At 68.6% G+C, this 19,616-nt stretch carries 24 protein-coding genes, 1 tRNA gene and 1 pseudogene; 11 read left to right on the plus strand and 15 right to left on the minus strand.

Features of this window, described 5'->3' with window-relative positions; genetic code table 11:
* Window positions 1-75: 75 nt before the first annotated feature.
* Window positions 76-279 (minus strand): cold-shock protein, encoded by a 204-nt coding sequence (locus ACTWPT_RS33190; protein ID WP_127938141.1) that lies wholly within the window; start codon window positions 277-279, stop codon window positions 76-78.
* A gap of 250 nt (window positions 280-529) precedes the next feature.
* On the opposite strand from ACTWPT_RS33190, the gene ACTWPT_RS33195 reads away from it, so the two are divergent.
* Window positions 530-1,300 (plus strand): HAD family hydrolase, encoded by a 771-nt coding sequence (locus ACTWPT_RS33195; RefSeq protein ID WP_443181450.1) that lies wholly within the window; start codon window positions 530-532, stop codon window positions 1,298-1,300.
* Here the strand turns inward: ACTWPT_RS33195 and ACTWPT_RS33200 are convergent.
* Together ACTWPT_RS33200 and ACTWPT_RS33205 are read right to left on the minus strand one after the other, a co-directional pair.
* On the minus strand, window positions 1,297-1,812 hold the full coding sequence (locus ACTWPT_RS33200; protein ID WP_443181451.1) for a bacterial proteasome activator family protein: 516 nt from the start codon (window positions 1,810-1,812) through the stop codon (window positions 1,297-1,299). The two genes, ACTWPT_RS33195 and ACTWPT_RS33200, sit on opposite strands and share 4 nt — an antisense overlap.
* A gap of 5 nt (window positions 1,813-1,817) precedes the next feature.
* Window positions 1,818-2,774 (minus strand): NAD(P)H-quinone oxidoreductase, encoded by a 957-nt coding sequence (locus tag ACTWPT_RS33205; protein WP_443181452.1) that lies wholly within the window; start codon window positions 2,772-2,774, stop codon window positions 1,818-1,820.
* A 114-nt stretch (window positions 2,775-2,888) separates the two neighbouring features.
* Here ACTWPT_RS33205 and ACTWPT_RS33210 point away from each other — a divergent pair, with 114 nt between their 5' ends.
* The gene (locus ACTWPT_RS33210; protein WP_443181453.1) at window positions 2,889-4,841 is read left to right on the plus strand and encodes a nucleotide-binding protein; all 1,953 of its coding nucleotides are present in this window, start codon (window positions 2,889-2,891) and stop codon (window positions 4,839-4,841) included.
* Between the two features lies 1 nt (window position 4,842).
* Here ACTWPT_RS33210 and ACTWPT_RS33215 read toward each other — a convergent pair.
* A tRNA-Ser gene (locus tag ACTWPT_RS33215) sits at window positions 4,843-4,929 on the minus strand.
* Between the two features lie 51 nt (window positions 4,930-4,980).
* On the opposite strand from ACTWPT_RS33215, the gene ACTWPT_RS33220 reads away from it, so the two are divergent.
* On the plus strand, window positions 4,981-5,307 hold the full coding sequence (locus ACTWPT_RS33220; RefSeq protein ID WP_443181454.1) for an STAS domain-containing protein: 327 nt from the start codon (window positions 4,981-4,983) through the stop codon (window positions 5,305-5,307).
* 3 nt (window positions 5,308-5,310) lie between these two features.
* Here the strand turns inward: ACTWPT_RS33220 and ACTWPT_RS33225 are convergent, their stop codons facing one another.
* From ACTWPT_RS33225 to ACTWPT_RS33250, 6 genes are read right to left on the minus strand one after another with little or no spacing between them, the layout of a single operon-like run.
* Window positions 5,311-6,159, minus strand: coding sequence for an NUDIX domain-containing protein (locus ACTWPT_RS33225; RefSeq protein WP_443181455.1), 849 nt, complete (start codon window positions 6,157-6,159; stop codon window positions 5,311-5,313).
* A 12-nt stretch (window positions 6,160-6,171) separates the two neighbouring features.
* Window positions 6,172-6,879 (minus strand): M15 family metallopeptidase, encoded by a 708-nt coding sequence (locus tag ACTWPT_RS33230; RefSeq protein WP_443181456.1) that lies wholly within the window; start codon window positions 6,877-6,879, stop codon window positions 6,172-6,174.
* A 47-nt stretch (window positions 6,880-6,926) separates the two neighbouring features.
* The gene (locus ACTWPT_RS33235; RefSeq protein ID WP_443181457.1) at window positions 6,927-7,403 is read right to left on the minus strand and encodes a universal stress protein; all 477 of its coding nucleotides are present in this window, start codon (window positions 7,401-7,403) and stop codon (window positions 6,927-6,929) included.
* Between the two features lie 15 nt (window positions 7,404-7,418).
* Window positions 7,419-7,655 (minus strand): hypothetical protein, encoded by a 237-nt coding sequence (locus ACTWPT_RS33240; RefSeq protein ID WP_443181458.1) that lies wholly within the window; start codon window positions 7,653-7,655, stop codon window positions 7,419-7,421.
* Window positions 7,652-8,062 (minus strand): hypothetical protein, encoded by a 411-nt coding sequence (locus ACTWPT_RS33245; protein WP_443181459.1) that lies wholly within the window; start codon window positions 8,060-8,062, stop codon window positions 7,652-7,654. Before ACTWPT_RS33245 ends, ACTWPT_RS33240 begins: the two co-directional genes overlap by 4 nt.
* Entirely contained in the window at window positions 8,059-9,864 is a 1,806-nt protein-coding gene (locus tag ACTWPT_RS33250) for an MDR family MFS transporter (protein WP_443181460.1), read from the minus strand. The genes ACTWPT_RS33245 and ACTWPT_RS33250 overlap by 4 nt, the downstream gene beginning before the upstream one ends.
* 356 nt (window positions 9,865-10,220) lie before the next feature.
* On the opposite strand from ACTWPT_RS33250, the gene ACTWPT_RS33255 reads away from it, so the two are divergent.
* From ACTWPT_RS33255 to ACTWPT_RS33275, 5 genes are all read left to right on the plus strand, one after another.
* Window positions 10,221-10,487 (plus strand): hypothetical protein, encoded by a 267-nt coding sequence (locus tag ACTWPT_RS33255; protein ID WP_443181461.1) that lies wholly within the window; start codon window positions 10,221-10,223, stop codon window positions 10,485-10,487.
* A 107-nt stretch (window positions 10,488-10,594) separates the two neighbouring features.
* Entirely contained in the window at window positions 10,595-11,455 is an 861-nt protein-coding gene (locus ACTWPT_RS33260; protein ID WP_443181462.1) for an RNA-guided endonuclease InsQ/TnpB family protein, read from the plus strand.
* Window positions 11,456-11,469: 14 nt separating this feature from the next.
* Complete coding sequence (locus ACTWPT_RS33265; protein WP_443181463.1) at window positions 11,470-12,027, plus strand: TetR/AcrR family transcriptional regulator; 558 nt, start codon at window positions 11,470-11,472, stop codon at window positions 12,025-12,027.
* 137 nt (window positions 12,028-12,164) lie between these two features.
* Window positions 12,165-13,493 carry a glycoside hydrolase family 6 protein gene (locus ACTWPT_RS33270; RefSeq protein WP_443181464.1) on the plus strand — a complete coding sequence of 443 codons (1,329 nt, stop codon included), beginning with the start codon at window positions 12,165-12,167 and terminating at the stop codon, window positions 13,491-13,493.
* A 110-nt stretch (window positions 13,494-13,603) separates the two neighbouring features.
* Entirely contained in the window at window positions 13,604-14,584 is a 981-nt protein-coding gene (locus ACTWPT_RS33275) for an LLM class flavin-dependent oxidoreductase (RefSeq protein WP_443181465.1), read from the plus strand.
* A 4-nt stretch (window positions 14,585-14,588) separates the two neighbouring features.
* Here the strand turns inward: ACTWPT_RS33275 and ACTWPT_RS33280 are convergent, their stop codons facing one another.
* From ACTWPT_RS33280 to ACTWPT_RS33290, 3 genes are all read right to left on the minus strand, one after another.
* Window positions 14,589-15,041 carry a hypothetical protein gene (locus ACTWPT_RS33280; RefSeq protein ID WP_443181466.1) on the minus strand — a complete coding sequence of 151 codons (453 nt, stop codon included), beginning with the start codon at window positions 15,039-15,041 and terminating at the stop codon, window positions 14,589-14,591.
* Window positions 15,025-15,792 (minus strand): PAS domain S-box protein, encoded by a 768-nt coding sequence (locus ACTWPT_RS33285; RefSeq protein WP_443181467.1) that lies wholly within the window; start codon window positions 15,790-15,792, stop codon window positions 15,025-15,027. The genes ACTWPT_RS33280 and ACTWPT_RS33285 overlap by 17 nt, the downstream gene beginning before the upstream one ends.
* A 106-nt stretch (window positions 15,793-15,898) precedes the next feature.
* Window positions 15,899-16,129 carry a hypothetical protein gene (locus tag ACTWPT_RS33290; protein ID WP_443181468.1) on the minus strand — a complete coding sequence of 77 codons (231 nt, stop codon included), beginning with the start codon at window positions 16,127-16,129 and terminating at the stop codon, window positions 15,899-15,901.
* Between the two features lie 404 nt (window positions 16,130-16,533).
* Here ACTWPT_RS33290 and ACTWPT_RS33295 point away from each other — a divergent pair, with 404 nt between their 5' ends.
* Window positions 16,534-17,007, plus strand: coding sequence for a hypothetical protein (locus tag ACTWPT_RS33295; protein ID WP_443181469.1), 474 nt, complete (start codon window positions 16,534-16,536; stop codon window positions 17,005-17,007).
* A gap of 195 nt (window positions 17,008-17,202) precedes the next feature.
* Entirely contained in the window at window positions 17,203-17,661 is a 459-nt protein-coding gene (locus tag ACTWPT_RS33300; RefSeq protein WP_443181470.1) for a hypothetical protein, read from the plus strand.
* On the opposite strand, the gene ACTWPT_RS33305 is transcribed toward ACTWPT_RS33300, so the two are convergent.
* Entirely contained in the window at window positions 17,650-18,018 is a 369-nt protein-coding gene (locus ACTWPT_RS33305; RefSeq protein WP_443181471.1) for a DUF1932 domain-containing protein, read from the minus strand. The two genes, ACTWPT_RS33300 and ACTWPT_RS33305, sit on opposite strands and share 12 nt — an antisense overlap.
* A 44-nt stretch (window positions 18,019-18,062) precedes the next feature.
* Here ACTWPT_RS33305 and ACTWPT_RS33310 point away from each other — a divergent pair.
* Window positions 18,063-18,581, plus strand: a pseudogene (locus ACTWPT_RS33310) (aldehyde dehydrogenase family protein); the annotation flags it as partial.
* Window positions 18,582-18,702: 121 nt separating this feature from the next.
* Here ACTWPT_RS33310 and ACTWPT_RS33315 read toward each other — a convergent pair.
* Window positions 18,703-19,281 carry a dihydrofolate reductase family protein gene (locus ACTWPT_RS33315; protein WP_443181472.1) on the minus strand — a complete coding sequence of 193 codons (579 nt, stop codon included), beginning with the start codon at window positions 19,279-19,281 and terminating at the stop codon, window positions 18,703-18,705.
* Between the last annotated feature and the right edge of the window lie 335 nt (window positions 19,282-19,616).

A 19,616-nucleotide genomic window follows, 5' to 3' on the forward strand; every position in this document is an offset into this window, starting at 1 on the left:
CCGTGACCAACCCGACACAAGCAAAAGACCGAGGCCCGCTGGAAGCGAACCCCGGTCTTGTTAGCCAACTACAGGTCAGACGGCGCGGACCTGGGAGGCCTGCGGGCCCTTCTGGCCCTGCGTGATCTCGAACTCGACCCGCTGCCCGTCTTCAAGGCTGCGGTAGCCACTGCCGACGATCTCGGAGAAGTGAACGAACACGTCCGGCGCACCGCCGTCCGGGGCGATGAAGCCGAAGCCCTTCTCGGCGTTGAACCACTTGACGGTTCCCTGAGCCATAAAAGCTCTCCCTCAGGATGTGAATCTATGGGACCCACACCTCGTGGGTCCCGGTGTGTCGTACAGCAAGCACCCGGGGTGGCTCAGACAAAGTCATGCTGGTTTTCACTACGGGATCAGCTAATACAACGCCATCACATCTAACACCATTCTGGCGCGTTGGTGTTCCACTCCCATGGAAGATTTCTGTCAGGCGGCATCACCGGGCAAACTGGAACCTGTTATGCAGAGCCTTCCCACGCCCCGACTGGTGGCCACTGACCTCGACGGCACCGCGTTGCGTCCGGACGGAACAGTCTCTCCACGTACGGTCGCGGCCTTCGGCCGGGTCGAGGAATCGGGCGCTGTGCTGGTGTTCGTGACCGGACGGCCGCCGCGGTGGATGCGCGAGGTCGCGAATGCGGTACGTCACCGCGGGCTCGCGATCTGTGCGAATGGAGCACTGATCTACGATCTCCATACCGAACGGATAGTGGAATCTCACCTCATCACCGCCGACGTGCTCGAGGAAGTCGTCGCTCAGCTAAGAGCGAACGTGTCCGATCTCGTATTTTCGGTCGAGTATGAAGTTGGTTTTGCGCATGAGTCCGATTTCCTGCTCGGCGGCCTGGACCGCACGGGCGCCGCGGCGATGTGTGTCGATTCCGTGACATCGCGCCCCTGCGCCAAGCTGCTGGCCCTGCATCCGCACATGGGCCCCGACGAGCTGCAAGCCCTCGTGCACGAGCTGGTCGGCCACCTGGTGACCGCCACCCACTCCAGCGGCAGGGGTCTGATCGAGATGAGCGCGCAGGGCGTGACGAAGGCGACCGCCCTGGCGGCGCTCGCCGCACAGCACGAGATCAAGCCGTCGCAGGCCGTCGCGTTCGGTGACATGCCGAACGACCTGCCCATGCTGAGCTGGGCAGGCACGTCGTACGCAGTCGCGAACGCGCACCCCGACGTGATCGCGGCGGTTGATCACGTGACTGCTGCCAACGACGACGACGGGGTCGCGCAGGTCCTGGAGAAATTGTTCTAGAGGTACGGTCCCGAGCCACCGGGAGGCCGATGCCCCTGCTCGTCATGGGGCACGCCGGGCAACGCCCTGCGCATCTGCTCCAGCTGGGCGCGGGCCGCCATCTGCTGCGCGAACAGCGTGGTCTGGATGCCGTGGAACAACCCCTCGAGCCAGCCGACCAGCTGGGCGTGCGCGATGCGCAACTCGGCCTCGCTCGGCGGCGTGCCGTTGTCGTCGGTGAACGGAAGCGACAGCCGCTCCAGCTCGTCGACCAGCTCAGGCGCAAGACCGTCCTCGAGCTCCTTGATGGAGGAGGCGTGGATCTCCTTCAACCGCTTGCGGCTGGCCTCGTCGAGGGGAGCCGCGCGGACCTCCTCCAGAAGCTGCCTGATCATGCTGCCGATACGCATCACCTTGGCGGGCTGCTCGACCAGCTGCGTGACCGAGCGGTCCTCTTCGCCACTATCGCCCTGACCTTGGAAGTCGGGGCCCACCACCACGATGTGGGGGGTGTTGTTGTCCTCAGCATTCATATGACTCACCGTACTAGGAGGATCTTGCCGACGTGCTGTCCCGAATCCAACATACGGTGTGCTTCGGCCGCCTCGGACATAGGAACTTCGGCGTACACCACCGGACGCACCGCACCGGCCGCGACCAGCGGCCAGACGTTGTCCACGACGCTCCTTACGATGACGCCCTTCTCCTCCACCGGCCGCGAGCGCAGCGTGGTGCCGTGCACGGCGGCGCGTTTGGCCAGCAGGGCGCCGATGTCGAGCTCGGCCTTGCGGCCGCCCTGCATCCCGATGATCACCAGCCGGCCGCCGGTGCGCAGCGCCCGGACGTTGCCCGCGAGGTATTTGGCGCCCATGATGTCGAGGATCACGTCGGCCTTGATCTTGTCGGCGAAGTCCTCCTCGCGGTAGTTGACGACCTCGTCGGCGCCCAGCCGCCGGACCTGCTCGGCCTTGTCCGCCGTGCCGACGGTCGCGACCACGTGCGAGCCGAGCGCCTTGGCCAGCTGGACGGCGAACGTGCCCACGCCGCTGGCACCGCCGTGCACCAGCAGTGTCTCGCCACGACGCAGCCGCCCGACCATGAACACGTTTGACCAGACCGTGCAGGCCGCCTCCGGCAGCCCCGCCGCGACCTTCAGCGGCACGCCGTCCGGCACCGGCATCACCTGCTGCCAGGGCACGGCTACGCGCTCGGCGTAACCACCGCCGCCGAGCAGCGCGCACACCTCGTCCCCGACCTTGTACTGCTCGACGTCCGCGCCCACCTCGGCCACCACGCCGGAGACCTCGAGCCCCGGATAAGGCGGCGTGCCGGGCGGAGGGTCATAGAATCCTTTGCGTTGCAGGACGTCGGCGCGGTTCACCGCCGAGGCCGCCACGTCGATGAGCACGTCTCCGCGCTCGACAGGTGGCTCAGGCACCTCGCGCCACTCCAGCACCTCTGGGCTGCCGGGCTCGGTGATCTCAATGGCTCGCATGCGAACCACGGTAGCCGGGCAAAGAAGTTGTGGGTTGCCGGGCTGCACGGCAACCCCTGGCGTTACCCTGCAAGGTATTTGCTGCCCCTTTAGACCCACCCGAGGGGGAACACGGTGGCAAGACACGATCGAGAAGAATCACTCGAGGAACAGCTGGCCTGGCTGGACGCGATCAAGGAGACGGAAGAAGCTCCGGTCGCGGTCAGCGCCTCGACTGCTTCTGCCGACGAGCCCATCGCCTCGCCGTACCCCACGGACCCGTGGCTGCTCGTCCCGACGCAGCACGAGACGCCGACACCGCCGCTGTTCAGGGCCGCCGTCGACTCGGTGTACGGCCACGCCGCGGCCGAGGATCTGCCCGAGGCCGAGAGCGAGGCCGGGGAGTGGCTCGGCAAGGCGACCACCAGGGAGGAGCCCAAGAGCCCGGCAGGCCCGAGTGCGGACGACCCGTTCCATGCCCCGCTGAAGCCGCTGCCGCGCCCCGACGACACCGACACGTTCAGGTTGTCGTTCACGCCGCCTCTGGAGACCGGCACGCCCGAGCAGCCGGCGGAGAAGCCCGAGGACACCTCGTGGCCGCCGGCCGGCTGGTCGCGGCCGGCCGAGGAGCTGCCGGCCGCCGAGCAGCCCAAGCAGCTGGAGGACGAGCAGCCGGGCTCCACTGAGGCGGATGACAACGACGAGGCCTGGGAGGAGACCCTCCCCAGGAACGAGCGCCCGCAGTGGACGGAGCCGCTCCCCGCGGACGAGCCTCCCCAGCGTCCCGAGCCGGTCCAGCAGCATCTCGAGCCGGTCCAGCAGCGTCCCGAGCCGGTCCAGCAGCGTCCCGAGCCGGTCCAGCAGCGTCCCGAGCCGGTCCAGCAGCGTCCCGAGCCGGTCCAGCAGCGTCCCGAGCCGGTCCAGCAGCGTCCCGAGCCGGTGGAGCGACGTCCCGATCCGGTGGAACGGCCTGCTGAGCCGGTCGAGCGGCGTTCCGAGCCGCCGTCCCAGAAGCAGGAGAATCCTCAGTGGACGGAGCAGCACGAATGGCGGCCCGCGGAGCGCGAGATCCCCACGCCGCCTCCGCGGCTGCGCCGCCGTCCGGCGCCCGTCCCCGTGTTCACCGCCCCGCCCAGGCCGCCGGTCACCGGCCGGCCGACCGCCGAGAGCCTCGACCCGGAGTCCCTGCTACGCGGACGGCGTAATGCCCCCTCCAAGGGTTGGCGCCGCCTGGTCTACAAGGCCTCCGGAGGCTGGATCAAGCCGGGCGAGCCACCGGAGGTCCGCCGCCGCCGCCAGCTCATCGCCCGTGCCCGCACCCCCGTGACGACGGGGCATCACCGCGTGGCTGTGCTGAGCCTGAAGGGCGGCGTGGGCAAGACCACGACCACGGTCGGCCTCGGCGCCACCCTGGCCCAGATGCGCGGCGACCGCGTCATCGCCGTGGACGCCAACCCCGACCGCGGCACGCTCTCCGACAAGCTGGTCCTGGAGACCTCGGCCACCGTACGCGATCTGCTCAACGAGCGCGACCAGGTCAAGCGGTACGTCGACATCAGGGCGTTCACCTCGCAGGCGCCCTCGCGCCTCGAGATCCTGGCCTCCGACCGTGACCCGTCGGTCTCCGAGGCGTTCAGCGGTTCCGACTACCAGGCCGTGTCCCAGGTGCTGGAGAACTTCTACTCGATCTGCATCACCGACTGCGGCACCGGGCTGCTCCACTCCGCCATGGGCGGCGTGCTCGGGCTGGCCGACCAGATCGTCCTGGTCAGCTCCCCGTCGGTGGACGGCGCCAGGGCGGCCTCGGCCACGCTCGACTGGCTGGAGGCCCACCACTACGGCGACCTGGTGAAGAACGCGACCGTGGTGTTGTGCAGCGTCCGGCCCCGGTCGAAGTCGGCGGTCGACATCAAGAAGCTGGAGGCCCACTTCGCCGCCAGGTGCCGCGCCGTGATCCGGGTCCCGTACGACCCGCATCTGGAGGAGGGCGCGGAGATCGACCTGGACCGGCTGCAGGAGTCCACCAGGGACGCCTACCTCCAGCTCGCCGCCTGCGTCGGCGACGGATTCGCAGGGATCCGTGATTAAGCGGAGGGTATGGGATTCGAACCCATGAGGCCATCGCTGACCTGGCCGCTTTCAAGGCGGCTGCACTCGTCCACTATGCGAACCCTCCCGTGCGCCAACCACGATAGCGGCTGCGGTGACACGGGTGTACGTTCAGGAGGTGGCGGATCTCAACGTCGAGGTGGCGCGTGCTGACTCGGGCATGCTCGTGCGCCTGGTCGGCGATCTTGACAAGCTCACCGCGCCGCTGCTCAAGGAACGCCTGCTGAAGCTCTTCGCCGACGGCCGGGTGGAGATCGTCGTCGACGCGTCGCGGCTCGAGTTCTGTGACTCGAGCGGCCTGTGGGTGCTGGTCGAGCACCAGCGGAGGGTGGCGGCGCAGGCCGGCTGCTTACGTCTGGTCGGTGTGCACGGTGTGCTTCAGCGCGTCCTGGAGGTGACCGGCCTCAAGGCCGCCTTCGACAGCGTGGCCCTGGCCGAGCGGTAAAGGTCACCGATCGCCCAGCCGGGAGAGCAACCACCTGGGCCCCACGATCTCCGCACCCAGCTCGCTGACCCGCTCCCGCAGCCCTCGATCCGCGGTGACCACGACGACCCGCTCCCACGGCCGTCTCTCCCGCACCACCTCCACGATCGTGTCGTCTCCACTGCCTGGAGCCACGACCACCTCGATTCCGGGAACGGCCGGCACGCTCTTGGCCGCCCCCTCGACGACCGCGACCACTCTGGGAAACCACTGCGCCAGCACGGGATGGTCCAGCCTGAGCCCTGCCACGTCCTCCAGCAGCCGCGTCGCCGCCCCGGCGCGATCGCGCCACCAGCCATGCTCGGCCCGCGCGCCCACGATGTTGGCCACGTCGAGCACGATCGTCTCCGGCCTGAGCGCTCCCTGAATCTCGCCCCACGTCGCTGCGAACCCCGGATGCAGCTTCCGCCCGGCCATCTCGTCCAGGGCCAGCCAGCGCAGCTCGGTGCTCTCGCCGTTGGCGGGTGCCGCGGCCAGCCTCTCGGCCGACTCCGCGATCACCGTCTCGAACGCCCACCCGCCGTGATCGTCGAGATAGACGCCCTGCACCCGCAGCCCTTCGCCGCCGAGGGCCGCCTCCTCGCGAGCCTCGCGCAACGCGCTGGCGACGGCGTCCTCGTGGCTGTCCCGCGCCCCGCCGGGCAGCCCCCACGTGCCGCCGTGGTGGCTCCACCAGGACCGTTTCTGCATGAGCACGTACGGCACGCCCATGCCGTCATGGTGCACGACCAGCAACCCCGAAGCCCCGTGCACACCCCAATGCCTGTGGCCTTGGGAACACTCGGTCCACCCATCGCCGTCCTTAGCCGCCATGGTGCGATTGTGTCAGCCTCCGCCCTTGGAGAAATGCTGATAGTCCTTCGCACCGGACCAGTAGCCGCCCCACTCCCAGCCGACCTGAGCGAAGGCCTTCACCACCTTGTCGCCAGGATTAATCACACCTTTGCCCTTCATTGGGCGCTCGGTGTACTTCTCGGCATTTTCGTGTGCCGTGCTGCCACTTGCGGTGACATATGGGTTCTGCTGGGGATTGATGTCTATCGCTTCCCCGTAGGCGTGGTTGGACCAATTACTGGAACCGGTCGCCTTGCGGCAGTTGAAGGCAGAGGTGTTGTTCGCCTCGATCGAGGCGAAGTCGTCAGCCTTGTACGCGTCCACCAGCTTCATCTGGTAGACCGGCCAGCGCCACCCGTACAGCTTCTTGAAGACCGTCACGATGTCATCGGTCACCGTCTTGCGCACGACCAGCTCGCCGGTGTGCGGCTTGTTGTCGAACCCCCAGTAGGACAGCGTGACCAGTCGCAGATCCCGGTAGTGGACCGGGCAGCCGGGCCGCCACGAGTACGGCAGGCGGTCGCGGGCGACGTTCGACACCTTGGCGCTGAACGCGGGCGGCGAGGCCGGTTTGGTGGGCGTGGCCGTCGGCGAGCCGGGTGTCTCGTATGCGGGAGTGGACGTCGTGGGCTCGGGAGCGACCGACGCGATCGGCTCGGTCGCGCCGCAAGAAACGGACGCGAGCGCCACGAACGCCATGGCTGCAGCACGTTTCATCTACCCACCATATGCGACGTCTCGCCAGGTCAGGGCACTATCAGCACGGTACGGCGAGCCCTTTTCGCCAGCGTCGCCGCCACCGAGCCGCACCAGGAGTGACGCGAGCGGCCCACCACGATGGCGTCGGCCATGTACGCGTTCGCGAGCGTCTCCAGCTCCCGCGCCGCGTCACCCCGTACGCTGACGAACTGCCATGGGACGCCCGCGCCCTTCAGCTCGTCCCTGAGGTCGTCGGCGAGGTCGGCTCCCGAGTCCGGGATGATCGGCGACCCGGCGAAGAACCACAAGGCGGCGGTGTTGAGTGACTCGACGAAGGCGATGAGCAGCGCGGCCTCGTCCCTGCGGGCGAGCCCGGCCGCGTACGCGAGCGCGTTGCGGCTCGGACCCGATCCGTCGAACCCCACCACGAGCAGGCCGGCACCGTCCTTGCCGATCTCGAACCGCCCTGCGGGAAGCCTGCCTGCCAGCGGCTCCCACCGCGGGTCCGTACTACCGCTGAACACGGCATGCTCCTGCGGTCAGTTGCCCGCGTGCTTACCGCGCTTGGCCAGCTCGCGCAGGGCGTCGGCGGCGTAGATCACGAGGGACACGAACGAGAGCGCGGCCAGCGAGCCGCCGACCCACAGGTCGTTGACCGTCGCGTCGACGTACGCGGCGCCCCTGGGCTGGTAGCCGACCGCGAACGGGGCGGCGACCAGCCACAGTCCGCCGAGGAACAACAGGACCAGGGCGGAGACGCCCAGCTTGGCCTTCATCGGTTCTCCTCCACTCCGACCAGGGGAGCCTTGCCGTTCCTGCGGTGCTCACCCGTGTTCAAGTCCTCACGCAGCGCCTCGACGAGCGGGGCGAGCAACGCGGCCAGCTCGGCCGACGACGCCTGAGGCCCGCTCGGCACGGCCTCGTGCTCAGATTCGGTCACCCGCGGGCGCACGACCACCAGGCCGCGCGCCACCAGCTCCTCATGCAGGGCCATGGCGAAGCTGACCACGCCCACGAGTCCCACGACCGCCACGCCGAGGCCGGTGAAGAACTCCGACAGCGTGATGTCGGTCCAGTCGGCGTTCTCCGGCTGGGTGCCGAGGGCGAAGGGTGCGATCATCAACCACAGCCCGGCCAGCACCGCCAGGGACGCCGCGACAGCGCCCACGAACTTGCGAATCATTGCGAGATTCCTCCAGAGACGAGGTCTTTCTGCGGGGTCGTGGCCTGCGCGATCAGGGCACGCGAGGTGGGCCGCAGCACGGTACGCGCCACCGCCCTGGCGCGCTCGGGTTCGGAGCGGTCGTCCGGTGGGGCCATCTTGGCGACCGCGGTGAGCAGCGCGGACGGCTCGCCGTGTGCTCGCTCGACGCGCTGGGCCACGAGCTCCAGCAGAAGTCCGGCCAGGACCAGGTCGTCCTTGCTGAGCGGCGTGGGCGCCGCGGGCGCCGTCGCGGGGCCGCGCAGCGGGAGCTCCTTGAGGAAGATCGTGGCCACGAAGCCGAGCAGCGCGATGGGCACACCCACCATGAACACGGTTTCCAGGCCGCGGGTGAACGACTCCAGCACGATGTTCTTGATCGGCGCGGGCAGTTGCTGGATGGCGCTCGGGCTGCCGAGCTTGACGTCCGAGCCTCCGGGCAGCGAGATGCCCGCCGCCTTGAGCATCTCGGCCATCTCGTCCTTGAGCCGGTTCGTCAGGATCGCGCCGAACGCGGCCACGCCGACGGCGCCGCCCAGCGAGCGGAAGAAGGACACGCCCGACGTGGTGGAGGCCATGTCACGTAGTTCGGCGCCGTTCTGGGCGGCCAGGATGAGTATCTGCATGGACAGCCCCAGCCCGATGCCCAGTACGGCCACGTCGAAGCCGATGAGCCACTCGCTGGAGTCCACGTGCAGGTGGGAGAGCAGGAACAACCCGACGGCCACGATGAGCAGGCCCAAGACGGGGAAGATCTTCCACCTGCCGGTCTGGGTGACGATCTTGCCGGAGATCACGCCGGACAGGAAGAGCGCCATCACCATGGGCAGCGTCATCAGACCCGAGTTCGTCGGGCTGAGGCCCTTGACGATCTGCAGGTACTGCGGCAGGTAGATCATCGCGCCGAACATCGCCATGCCGACGAACAGCGAGGCCAGGCTGGTGAGCACGAACGTACGGTTGCGGAACAGCCGCGGCGGCAGGATCGGGTTGCCCGCCGTCCGCTCGGCCAGCACCGCGAGCGCCAGCATGAGCAGGGTGGTCGCGGCCAGGAAGTACGTCCAGCCCGAGTTCCACTCGAACTCCGTGCCACCGAGTGTCAGCAGCAGCATGAGCCCGCTCGCGCTGGCCGTGATCGTCGTCGCGCCCCAGATGTCGATCGAGGTGTTCCGCTTGACCTTCGGCAGCCGCAGCACCTTCTGGATCACCAGGAACGACACCAGAGCGAACGGCACCACGACGTAGAAGCACCAGCGCCAGCCGAGCCAGTCGGTGTCCACGATGAACCCGCCGAGCAGCGGCCCCGCGACCGTGGAGATCCCGAAGACCGCGCCCATGTAGCCCGAGTAGCGGCCCCGCTCCCGCGGCGAGACGATGTCACCCAGGATTACCTGGGAGAGCGCCGACAAACCGCCCACACCCAGGCCCTGTACGGCCCGCGCCGCAATCAACTGCCCCATGTTCTGCGACAGGCCGGCCACCACCGACGACGCGACGAACAACGCCAGCGCCGACTGGAAGAGCAGCTTGCGCCCGAAGAGGTCGGACAGCTTGCCCCACAACGGCGTGGACACCGTCATCGTCAGCATGGTCGCGGACGCGACCCATGAGTACTGGTCCTGACCGCCGAGCTCCCCCACGATCGTCGGCAGAGCCGTGCCCACCACCGAGGTCGAGATCATCGATGTGAGCATCGCGAGCATCAGCCCGGACATGACCTCGAGGATCTCGCGGTGGGTGTACGCCCGCGTCGTGGGGGAGGCGGTCCCCTCCTGGGCTACCAAGACACCACATCCCCTTTGTGCAGATTTATACGAACTTAGTATACGCCTGTTTACTAGCCGAGCGGCAAGTGTGGGGGGTGTCTCCAGCGCTATCTAGCGAGGAACCCGGGCGCTTACGCCGGGAGGGGTCGCTTCCTGATCTCGGGTTTGGAACGCTCGGACGTCAGTCCGGGCTGTCGTGCACCTCAATCATGATCTCTTCGCAGCGGCGCAGCAGTTCGTCGGCGAAGACGCCCCGTCGGCACCTCGGTGTGAAGACCAAATGAGCATGGAGGCCGTAGACCACGCTGCGGCACTCGTCGAGACGTCGAGGTTCTGCTCGCAGTGATCTGCGTCACGCGATAATATGTTCGACTATGAAACTGGTGGTGCAGGTGAAGCTCCTGCCGACGGCCGAGCAGGCCGAGGCGATGGAGGCGACCCTGCACCAGCTCAACCAGGCCGCCAATCAGGTCTCTCGCCTCGGCTTCCACACCAAAACCTTCGGCGTGTACGGACTACGCCGCCAGTTCTATGACCAACTGAAAGCTATCGGGCTCGGCGCGCAGCAGGCCCAGCATGTGATCAAGAAGGTGGCCGACGCCTACACGAACCTGCGCGGATTGATCCGCAACGGCAGGTAACGGGCAGGCGGCGGCGTAAGGCCGAGTCCAAGCCGATCACCTTCCGTTCGGATGCGGCTCATCCGTTCGATGACCGCTGCCTGTCCTGGCTGCACGACGCCCGTACGGTGTCGATCTGGACCGTGCGTGGCCGGGTCAAGAACATCGCTTTCACCGGCTCGCCCGGCCAGCTCAAGACGCTCGCCGCCTACCGGCAGGGCGAGTCCGACCTGCTGCTGCGCGACGGGGTGTGGTACCTCATCGCCACCTGCGACATCCCCGAGGCTCCGCTGAAGCCCGACCCGCAGGGGTGGATCGGGGTGGACCGGGGGATCGTCAACCTGGCCACCACCAGCGACGGAACCAACTACAGCGGGCAGAAACTCACCCATTACCGCCGCAAGATGGCCCGGGTCCGGGCCGAATTGCAGGCCAAGGGCACCAAGTCGGCCCGCCGCAAGTTGAAGCGGCGTGCCAAGCGGGAGCGCCGCTTCGCCGCCCAGACCAATCATGTGATCTCCAACGAGATCGTGGCCGATGCGCAGCGCACCGGACGCGGCGTCGCCGTCGAGGAGCTGGCGGGGATCCGCGACCGGGTACGGCTTTGGCCATCCCAGCGGGCCACGCTCTCGAATTGGCCGTTCCACCAACTCGGCGAGTTCCTCGCCTACAAGGCACGCCGCGCCGGCGTCGCCTTCGTGCAGGTGGATCCGGCCTACACCTCGCAGATGTGCCCGAACCGGTGGTGCGGGCACACCGGGCGAGGCAACCGTCCCAGCAGGGACAGCTTTCGTCGCGGGTCGTGCGGGTTCGCTGGACCGGCCGACCACATCGCCGCGCTCAACGTCGCAAGGCGGGCCAGCACGGTGTGGGCATTCGTCAACATGCCCAACGAGCCCCCCGTGGCAAGCGGGCTCAGTGCGTCCCGAGCCGGTCAACCAGACCGGACCGCGAGACGCAAACCCAGGGCTGCAGCCCTGGGTCGTTGACTAGAGTTCGGAGCATGAACGCCGAGGTGACCCGGCCCCGCGGCAGGGAGGCCACCCGTGAACGGATCCTGCAGGCCGCCCGCACGCTGTTCGGCGAGCACGGCTACGAGCAGGTGACCATCCGCATGATCGCCGCCGCGGCGGATGCCAACATCGCGTTGGTCGGCCGCTATTTCGGCTCGAAGGCCGGGCTGTTCGGCGCGGTGCTGGAGGGCGAGCCGACCATCAGCGCGCTGTTCGAGGGACCTGAGGAGGGGCTCGCGAGGCGGCTGGCGCTGTATGCCGCCGAGCGCATGCAGCACCCGCCGGACAGCCCGATCCTGCGCACGCTCGAACGCTCCGCCCGCCACCCCGAGGTCGAGGAGGTGGCCCGCGAGCGTCTGATCGCCGCCGTGCTGAATCCGTTGGAAGCCCAGCTCGGCGGCGGCCCGGACGCCCTGGCCAGGGCCCGCATGGTGGCGGCGGTCTTCCTGGGCATCGGCGCCCTGCGTCGCCGGGTCGGCCCTGAGGCGCCGACGCCGGCCGACGTGGACCGGCTGACCGCGGTCTTCGAGGCATGCCTGGCCGAGTGAAACTTTCACCCCTCAAGAGGCTCTGGCCAGGCGATATGCGATGGCGAGCCATCGGATGTCTTTGAGCGGCTCGCAACGCCTCCCTACCATCCGGGGAGCTAGTGGGAGCGCTCCCACATGACCAACGGAGTGATTTCATGTCTCGCAGAAGGCCCATGTTGGCGGTGCTCCTGACGGCGGCCGCCACGGCCGCGGCGGGCGCGGTCGTGTTCTCCTCGTCCACTGCCCAGGCTGCCGACTCCGCTTTCTACGTGGATCCCCAGACCGGCGCGGCCAAGTGGGTGGCCGCGAACCCGAACGACAGCCGTACCCCCGTGATCAGGGACAGGATCGCCGCCGTGCCGCAGGGCCGGTGGTTCGCCACCTACAACCCCACGACCGTGCGCGGCCAGGTCGACGCGTATGCCGGCGCCGCCGCCGCGGCAGGCAAGGTCCCGATCATGGTCGTGTACGCCATGCCGAACCGCGACTGCGGCGGCGCGAGCGCGGGAGGCGCACCCGACCACGCGTCCTACCGTGCCTGGATCGACCAGATCGCGGCCGGGCTGGCCGGCCGCCCCGCGACGATCGTCCTGGAGCCGGATGCTCTGGCGATCATGTCGAACTGCATGAACGCCTCCCAGCAGGCCGAGGTCAAGGCCTCGATGGCGTACGCGGGCAAGAAGCTCAGAGGCCAGGCCAAGGTGTACTTCGACATCGGCCACGACGCCTGGCTGGGCGCCTCGGAGGCCGCCTCCCGGCTGACCGGCGCGGACGTGGCCAACAGCGCCGACGGCATCGCGGTCAACACCTCCAACTACCGGGCCACGCCCGGGCTGGTGTCGTACGCGAAGAGCGTGATCGCGGCGACCGGCGTGTCCAGGCTGAAGGCCGTCGTCGACACCAGCCGTAACGGCAACGGCCCCTCCGGCAGCGAGTGGTGCGACCCGCCCGGCCGCGCGACCGGCACCTGGAGCACCACGAACACCGGCGACGCGGCCATCGATGCCTACCTCTGGGTCAAGCCCCCGGGCGAGGCGGACGGGTGTATCGCAGCGGCCGGGCAGTTCGTGCCGCAGCGCGCGTACGACCTGGCCATCGCCGCCCCGTCACCCACCGCCACCCCGACCGTGACGCCCACGGTCACCCCGACCGTCACGCCCACCGTGACGCCGACCACTGGCCCCGGGGGCTGCACCGCCACCTACAAGGTGATGAGCCAGTGGCAGGGCGGCTTCCAGGGTGAGGTCACCGTGAAGGCCGGCTCGTCCGCCATCTCCGGCTGGAGGGTCGGCTGGACCTTCCAGAACGGGCAGACGATCACCCAGCTCTGGAACGGGAACCTCTCCGGCAGCGGCACGGTCTCCGTCACGAACCTGAACTGGAACGGCTCCCTGGCCGCGGGCGCGACCGCCACGTTCGGCTTCACCGGCAACTGGACCGGCCAGAACGGCACTCCGTCCCCGGTGACCTGCACCGCGTCCTGAGAGATTCGCCGGGCCCCCGACCCCCCGGGGGCCCGGCGAAATAACCGCGTCTTCATTGCTGTTGCAACCAGCCAGGTCACCAATGCCGGCTCTGCGAAAGGCGCGTACCCATGGCTCTGCCGCTGTCCATCCTTGATCTGGCGCACATAGGCGAGGGCGAGACGGCGAGCGACAGCTTCACCGCCAGCGTGGTCCTGGCCCAGCGCGCGGAGGAGCTCGGCTACCAGCGGATCTGGTACGCCGAGCACCACAACATGGACAGCATCGCGTCCTCGGCGACCAGCGTGCTCATCGCTCATGTGGCCGCGCACACCCGGACGATCCGCCTCGGAGCGGGTGGCGTGATGCTCCCGAACCACTCCCCGCTGACGATCGCCGAGCAGTTCGGCACGCTCGAAACCCTGCATCCCGGGCGCATCGACCTGGGCCTCGGCCGGGCGCCGGGCAGCGACCAGCAGACCATGCGGGCACTGCGCCGCACCCCGGCCGCCGCGGACACGTTCCCGGAGGACGTACTGGAGCTGCAGGGGTACCTGACGGGCCGGTCGCGGATCCCCGGCGTCGACGCGACCCCCGGCAAGGGGACCGACGTGCCGCTGTGCATCCTCGGGTCGTCCCTGTTCGGGGCCCAGCTGGCCGCCATGCTCGGGCTGCCTTACGCGTTCGCCTCGCACTTCGCCCCGACAGCGCTGGAAGAGGCGGTGGCGCTCTACAGGCGCGAGTTCAAGCCGTCCGCGCAGCTGGCGCAGCCGTACGTGATGGCGGCGCTCAGCGTGATCGCGGCGGACACGGCCGAGGAGGCGCAGGAGCAGTTCCTGGCGGCCAAGCGGCTGAGGGTCAGCAGGTTCCTGGGGCGCGGGCGCACGTTCACGCCGGAGGAGGCCGACCTGATCCTCGAGTCGCCGGCCGGGCAGCAGATCCTGCAGATGGCCAAGTATTCGGCCGTCGGGGATCCGGGCGAGGTGAAGGACTACGTGGACCGGTTCGCCGAGCACGCCCAGGCCGATGAGCTCATCGTCGTGTTCTCCGCGCCCGACAGGAAAGCGTGGCTGCGCTCGGCGGAGCTGCTGGCCCGGGCGTATGGCCTCTAGGCGGCTATTCGTTCTGCGGGCCGATCACGTAAGGTCCGGTGGTCTCCGAGGCCGGCGCGGGCGACAGCCCTGCCGCGACCAGTTGGGTCCGTAACGTCATTACCGTCCGCTCCAGTGCCCTGATCTGCGCCTGGAGCCGCCGGATCTGGTCGCGCATCGCGGTCGAGGTGCTCTGCTCGGCCATCAGGTCGGTGCTGAGCTGGCCGGCCTGGCTCTGCACCCGGCTCATCTGCCGCTCCATCTGGCTCAGCGCGTCTTCGTAGATCGTCTTCGCTCGGAGAAACGCCTCGGCGTCCACTTTGGAACGTTCTATCTCGGCTTGCCGCTCGGCCTGCGCCAGTGCGATCTGCTGGGTCTTCTTGTTGGCATCGGTGGCCGACCTGAAGGCGAGGTACGCCACGCCGAGCGGGACCACGCCCACGCCGACCTGGATGAGGATGTCACTCAACCCGGGCATCGCGGCCTCCTCCCATCGGCCGGATCACGCCGGTGTAGGTGATGCCGTCGTCGCTGTGCCAGGCGTTGACGGTCAGCGCGATGGGGAACTCGCTGCCGTCGCGACGCAGGCCCACCAGCGGTATGATCCGGCCGGCCAGTTCCGATTGGCTCGTGGCGCGTACCCGGGCCAGCCCGGCCGCGTGCTGGTCGCGGAAGCGGGGCGGCATCAGCACCGTCAACGGCCGCCCGACGGCCTCGTCCGTGCTCCAGCCGAACAAGGCCGCGGCCTGCGGGTTCCACGACAGGATGATCCCGGACGCGTCGGCGACGACGACGGCCGTCGCCCCCGTGCCCGGGAGCCGGTCCACGCTGACGGCCTCCGGCCAGGTGGCGATCAGCGCGATCCAGCCGCCGAACGCCAGCCAGACCGCCCCGCCGACCCAGCCGCGCGGATTGTCGCCGGTGAAGGTCGAGACCAGGTAGACCAGGCCGTACAGCACGAGCAGGGCAGTGGCGGCGGCGTAGGCGACGCGGTCGGAGCGCATGAACGTCTGCACCAGGCACAGGGCGCCGATGACGCACCAGGCCGCGGCCCAGACGGTCAGCGGGGCGAAGGAGGCCAGGATGGCGTAGCCAGGGGTGGCGCGCTGGTCGGGCGGCGCGAACGCCAGGGAGGCGGCGATGGCCAGGCTGAGCAGCCCGATGAACGCGAGAGACGCGCCGCGTCGTCCGATGCGGCGCATCACCCGTGCCACGACCTCGTTACTCACAGTGGCAAGATTAATGCATATAGTTAGCCCTGAAGCCGGTAAATCCTGGACCGTGCTCAACTGATGTTCATGCCGCCGTCGACGATCGTGTTCGCGTGGGCTCGCCTCAGCAGGAACGCCGGATGACAGGCACGTACCCACCCCGCGCCCGCCCGCTATCGGCCAGAGTCACCCAGCTGTACGTCTCGCTGTGCGCGTCGACCACCGCCACCACCGCCCCACCGGCCCGATCCACGGCGCCCAGCCACGCGAAACGCGCATCGGCCTCGTCCCCATGAGTGATCCCTTCCACCATGAGCCGAAATCGCCCCGGCCCCTCGATCATCGAGAAGGTCACACCGGGGATGAACGCCCACCCGGCACACGTGGACGGCCTGCCGGAAACGAGCCGGAACCTGGGAAGCTGCACGATGGGTTCGGCCGAACAGAGAACCAGCGTCGGTAGCGCACCGCCGAAATAACGGGCATCCTCACGGGGGACACAGGATGGCACGCGGGGGAGTATGCCACTGTCGCCATCCGACCACCGCAGAATGCCGTAACGGATCTGTCACACCTCGTGACCGTAGCGGCGCCCTTCGCGCGCGTATGATCGGACAGCCAGGCAGGAGGCTGGAGCCCCGGTGCAATCTGCACCGCTCCGCCTGTCACGCGACATGGCCCGCTCACCGGACAAGTCGCCTTGGCCGTTGTATGACGGACTCACGGCGACATCAACGGTCAACGAGAAGGGACGTGATCATGGCAGGCAGGCACTCCGCACTCTCCCGGCTCGATGTGCTCGTCGGCCGGTGGACCGTGCAGCTCCGGGTCCCCGGCATGGGCAGCGCGTGGACGGAGTTCACGTGGCAGGACGAGGGCGCCTACCTGCACCAGATGTCCGACATCGACGAGATGCCGGACACAGTCCCGCAGGCGTGGCGCGAAAACGCCCCATTCCCGACCACCGCCGTGATCGGCCTGGACGACGCCACCGAACAGTTCATGATGTTGTACGCCGACGCCCGCGGCGTACACCGGGTGTACCAGATGACGTTCGCCGATGGCGAGTGGCAGATGTGGCGCGACGCCCCCGGCTTCAACCAGCGCTTCATCGGCACGCTGAGCCCGGATGGCGACACCGTGGAGGCCCGCTGGGAGCAGTCGAAGGACGGCGTCACCTGGGACCTCGACTTCGAGCTCACATACTCTCGCATCGCGCCCACATCTCCATGACCGAGCACGTGCTCCTGCCCGGCATCGCCGCCATACGGATCAGCCGACGCCCCTCGGGCGCCGAGGCCCTGCCTCGCCGTACGGAGCTCCTGCGGGTGATCGCGGCTTCCGGCTGCCGCTCGGTCCCCGAGCCGCTGACGACCATGAGATCCATGCGAATCTTCAGGAGATCGGAATGGCAGTAGCATGACGGCCGTGCATCCGCCCTCCCCTCTCACCCCGTGGAGCCGGCAGCCGCCGCCCCCCTCTTCCGCCGGGGCGCAGGCGCATCTCGTCCTTGACGTGAAGCGGCATTGGCTCGGCTTCATGCTGGCCATGATCACGCCCAAGATCATTCTCAATGGCTATCAGATGCTGGGCCGATGGGGCCTTAACACGATCCCGCTTCCTCCCGGTCAGTATCACGTTCACGTCCACTTGCCCTATTTCCTGCCCGCACAGATCGGTCCTGCGGACCTGACGGTCTGGCTCCAGCCCGGGATGGCGCTCGAGGTGGAATATCGCGCCCCCATGTGGGCCTACTCCCGAGGCGCCCTCGGCCCCGCCCCCCAGCCATGGAACGGGAAGGGCTTCATCATCGCTCTCCTGGCGATCCCGGGCGGACTGGTGCTCCTGCTGATGCTGATCGTCGTTGCGGTGCTCTCACTCGGCTAAGTTCTGAGGGAACGTGGAGGATGCTCCTCCCGGCGGGGACAGCCGATGCAACAGATCCCTGCTGGCGCTGGCGATCAGCGGGGGCACGTCCAAGTCGGTGAGCATTTCGGTGGCGGCCTGCATTTCGACGGTCCGGCGCACTGCGTGCCGGCGACTGCCTTCGACCAGCCGGTCCAGGGTCGCGGCGTCCGCGCGAGTCAGCTCATCGACGATGTTCTCCCGCAGCCAGTCTTCGCAGCCCGCGGCACGGGCCGCGGCAAGAGCCTCGACGGCGGCCGCGGCCAAGCCCTTGTAGAACACGCTGCGCAGCAGCTTGCGTTCGGCAGCCAGACCCGCCGGCCCGTCGAGCACGTCCACCTTCCCGCCGAGAGGGCGGAGCATCTCGGCGTAGCGCCGTCCGCGCCATTCCGTACGGCGATCCGCGGGCGCCCGGAACCCAGGTCGGCCCGTTGATCAGCACCGCGGCGGCACAACGCGCGGAGACCCTGGTCAAGGACGCCGTCGACCACGGGGCAGTCCTGCTGACGGGAGGAGACCGGGCGGGCGCGATGATCGCTCCGGCGCTCCTGGCCGGGCTGCCGGAGACTGCCCGGCTCGCCGCCGAAGAGGCGTTCGCTCCGGTGGTCGCCATCGCCCCGATCGGTTCCCTCGACGAGGCGGTGCGCATGGCCAACGCCAGCAGATACGGCCTGCAGGCCGGGGTGTTCTGTCAAGACCTCGACGTCGCCTTCGCCTTCGCCCGCCGACTGGAGATGGGCGGCGTCATCATCAACGACACGTCCAGCTGTCACCCCGATCCGATGCCGTACGGCGGGGTCAAAGACAGCGGCCAGGGGGTTGAAGGACCCGGCTACGCCGTCCCGGACATGACCGAATCACGAACAATCCTGATCCGGCACCGTTCGCCCTCGTCCACCTGATCCGCCGCGGTGATTCGGAGCCGCGCGGGCCGGTATCTACCTCGCCCGCCAGCTGGATGCTCGGCGGCAGGACTCGACGAAGGAGACTCGGGCGAGAGCCGATCGCCCGGCTTGAGCTTGCCTAGCGGCGGACTCGATAGAGCAGGTGCAGCACCCGGTCGCCCTGGATCACCACGTGCGGGTCCTCGAGCAGATGCTGGGCATCGACCGACCCGAAGTACCGCTTGCCTGAGCCGAAGACCACCGGCACGACGTCCATCGCCACCTCGTCCACCAGGCCAAGGGCGAACGCCTGACCGCCGACGTCGCCCGCCGCCACGGCAACGTTACGGTCGCCCGCGAGCTCCTTGGCCTTCGCGATCGCCTGTGCCACATCGTCGACGAAGTGGTACGACGCCTCCGGGTGCCACCCGTCGGGCTTGGGCCGGTGCGATACCACGACCACGTGCTCACCCGTCGGCGGCAAACCCTCCCAGCCGTTGGTCATGTCGAACAGGTGACGCCCGATCACCAGAGACCCGATGCTCGCCCAGATCGGCTTGACGTACTCGGCCGAGACTCGCGAGGCCTTCATCATGCCGCCTTCGTCGAGCGCGGTGTCGCCGTTGGAGTACCAGTCGAACAGCGGGCCGACCTGATCCTTCGCATCGGCGATGAAGCCGTCCACCGACACGACGTTGTGCATCACCACTTTGCTCATCACATCTCCCGAGTGTGTCGTGATCGTTTGTTGTTGTGAGCCCGTTCCGGGATGTGGGCCGGGCCGCTCGCTTGTCCCTTCACCAACGCGTCGATCGCGCGCTGCCGAAATCGACACGGCCCCGAGAAATCTCTTGAACGGCACAGACCAAGTACGCCTCATCTGAGCAGCGTTGCGTCAACCACCGCGGCAGGCCGAGCTTGCACTGCCCGGCCGATAGGTTCGCGGCATGGAGCGCAGGACGCATGCATGGCGGATCGAGACCCCGCGGCATCGTGCCCAATATCGCGCGCCTCGCCGCGCCTCGCCGCGCCGCGCCTCGGCGCTGCGGGCGG

Source organism: Nonomuraea sp. 3N208, assembly GCF_052245935.1.
Taxonomy (GTDB): domain Bacteria; phylum Actinomycetota; class Actinomycetes; order Streptosporangiales; family Streptosporangiaceae; genus Nonomuraea.

Bases quoted from the DNA above. Each gene is read 5' to 3' on its own strand.
- ACTWPT_RS33190 (WP_127938141.1), bottom strand. From the start codon at position 279: ATGGCTCAGGGAACCGTCAAGTGGTTCAACGCCGAGAAGGGCTTCGGC.
- ACTWPT_RS33200 (WP_443181451.1), bottom strand. From the start codon at position 1,812: ATGAATGCTGAGGACAACAACACCCCCCACATCGTGGTGGTGGGCCCC.
- ACTWPT_RS33205 (WP_443181452.1), bottom strand. From the start codon at position 2,774: ATGCGAGCCATTGAGATCACCGAGCCCGGCAGCCCAGAGGTGCTGGAG.
- ACTWPT_RS33225 (WP_443181455.1), bottom strand. From the start codon at position 6,159: ATGGCGGCTAAGGACGGCGATGGGTGGACCGAGTGTTCCCAAGGCCAC.
- ACTWPT_RS33230 (WP_443181456.1), bottom strand. From the start codon at position 6,879: ATGGCGTTCGTGGCGCTCGCGTCCGTTTCTTGCGGCGCGACCGAGCCG.
- ACTWPT_RS33240 (WP_443181458.1), bottom strand. From the start codon at position 7,655: ATGAAGGCCAAGCTGGGCGTCTCCGCCCTGGTCCTGTTGTTCCTCGGC.
- ACTWPT_RS33245 (WP_443181459.1), bottom strand. From the start codon at position 8,062: ATGATTCGCAAGTTCGTGGGCGCTGTCGCGGCGTCCCTGGCGGTGCTG.
- ACTWPT_RS33255 (WP_443181461.1), top strand. From the start codon at position 10,221: ATGAAACTGGTGGTGCAGGTGAAGCTCCTGCCGACGGCCGAGCAGGCC.
- ACTWPT_RS33265 (WP_443181463.1), top strand. From the start codon at position 11,470: ATGAACGCCGAGGTGACCCGGCCCCGCGGCAGGGAGGCCACCCGTGAA.
- ACTWPT_RS33270 (WP_443181464.1), top strand. From the start codon at position 12,165: ATGTCTCGCAGAAGGCCCATGTTGGCGGTGCTCCTGACGGCGGCCGCC.
- ACTWPT_RS33275 (WP_443181465.1), top strand. From the start codon at position 13,604: ATGGCTCTGCCGCTGTCCATCCTTGATCTGGCGCACATAGGCGAGGGC.
- ACTWPT_RS33280 (WP_443181466.1), bottom strand. From the start codon at position 15,041: ATGCCCGGGTTGAGTGACATCCTCATCCAGGTCGGCGTGGGCGTGGTC.
- ACTWPT_RS33295 (WP_443181469.1), top strand. From the start codon at position 16,534: ATGGCAGGCAGGCACTCCGCACTCTCCCGGCTCGATGTGCTCGTCGGC.
- ACTWPT_RS33315 (WP_443181472.1), bottom strand. From the start codon at position 19,281: ATGAGCAAAGTGGTGATGCACAACGTCGTGTCGGTGGACGGCTTCATC.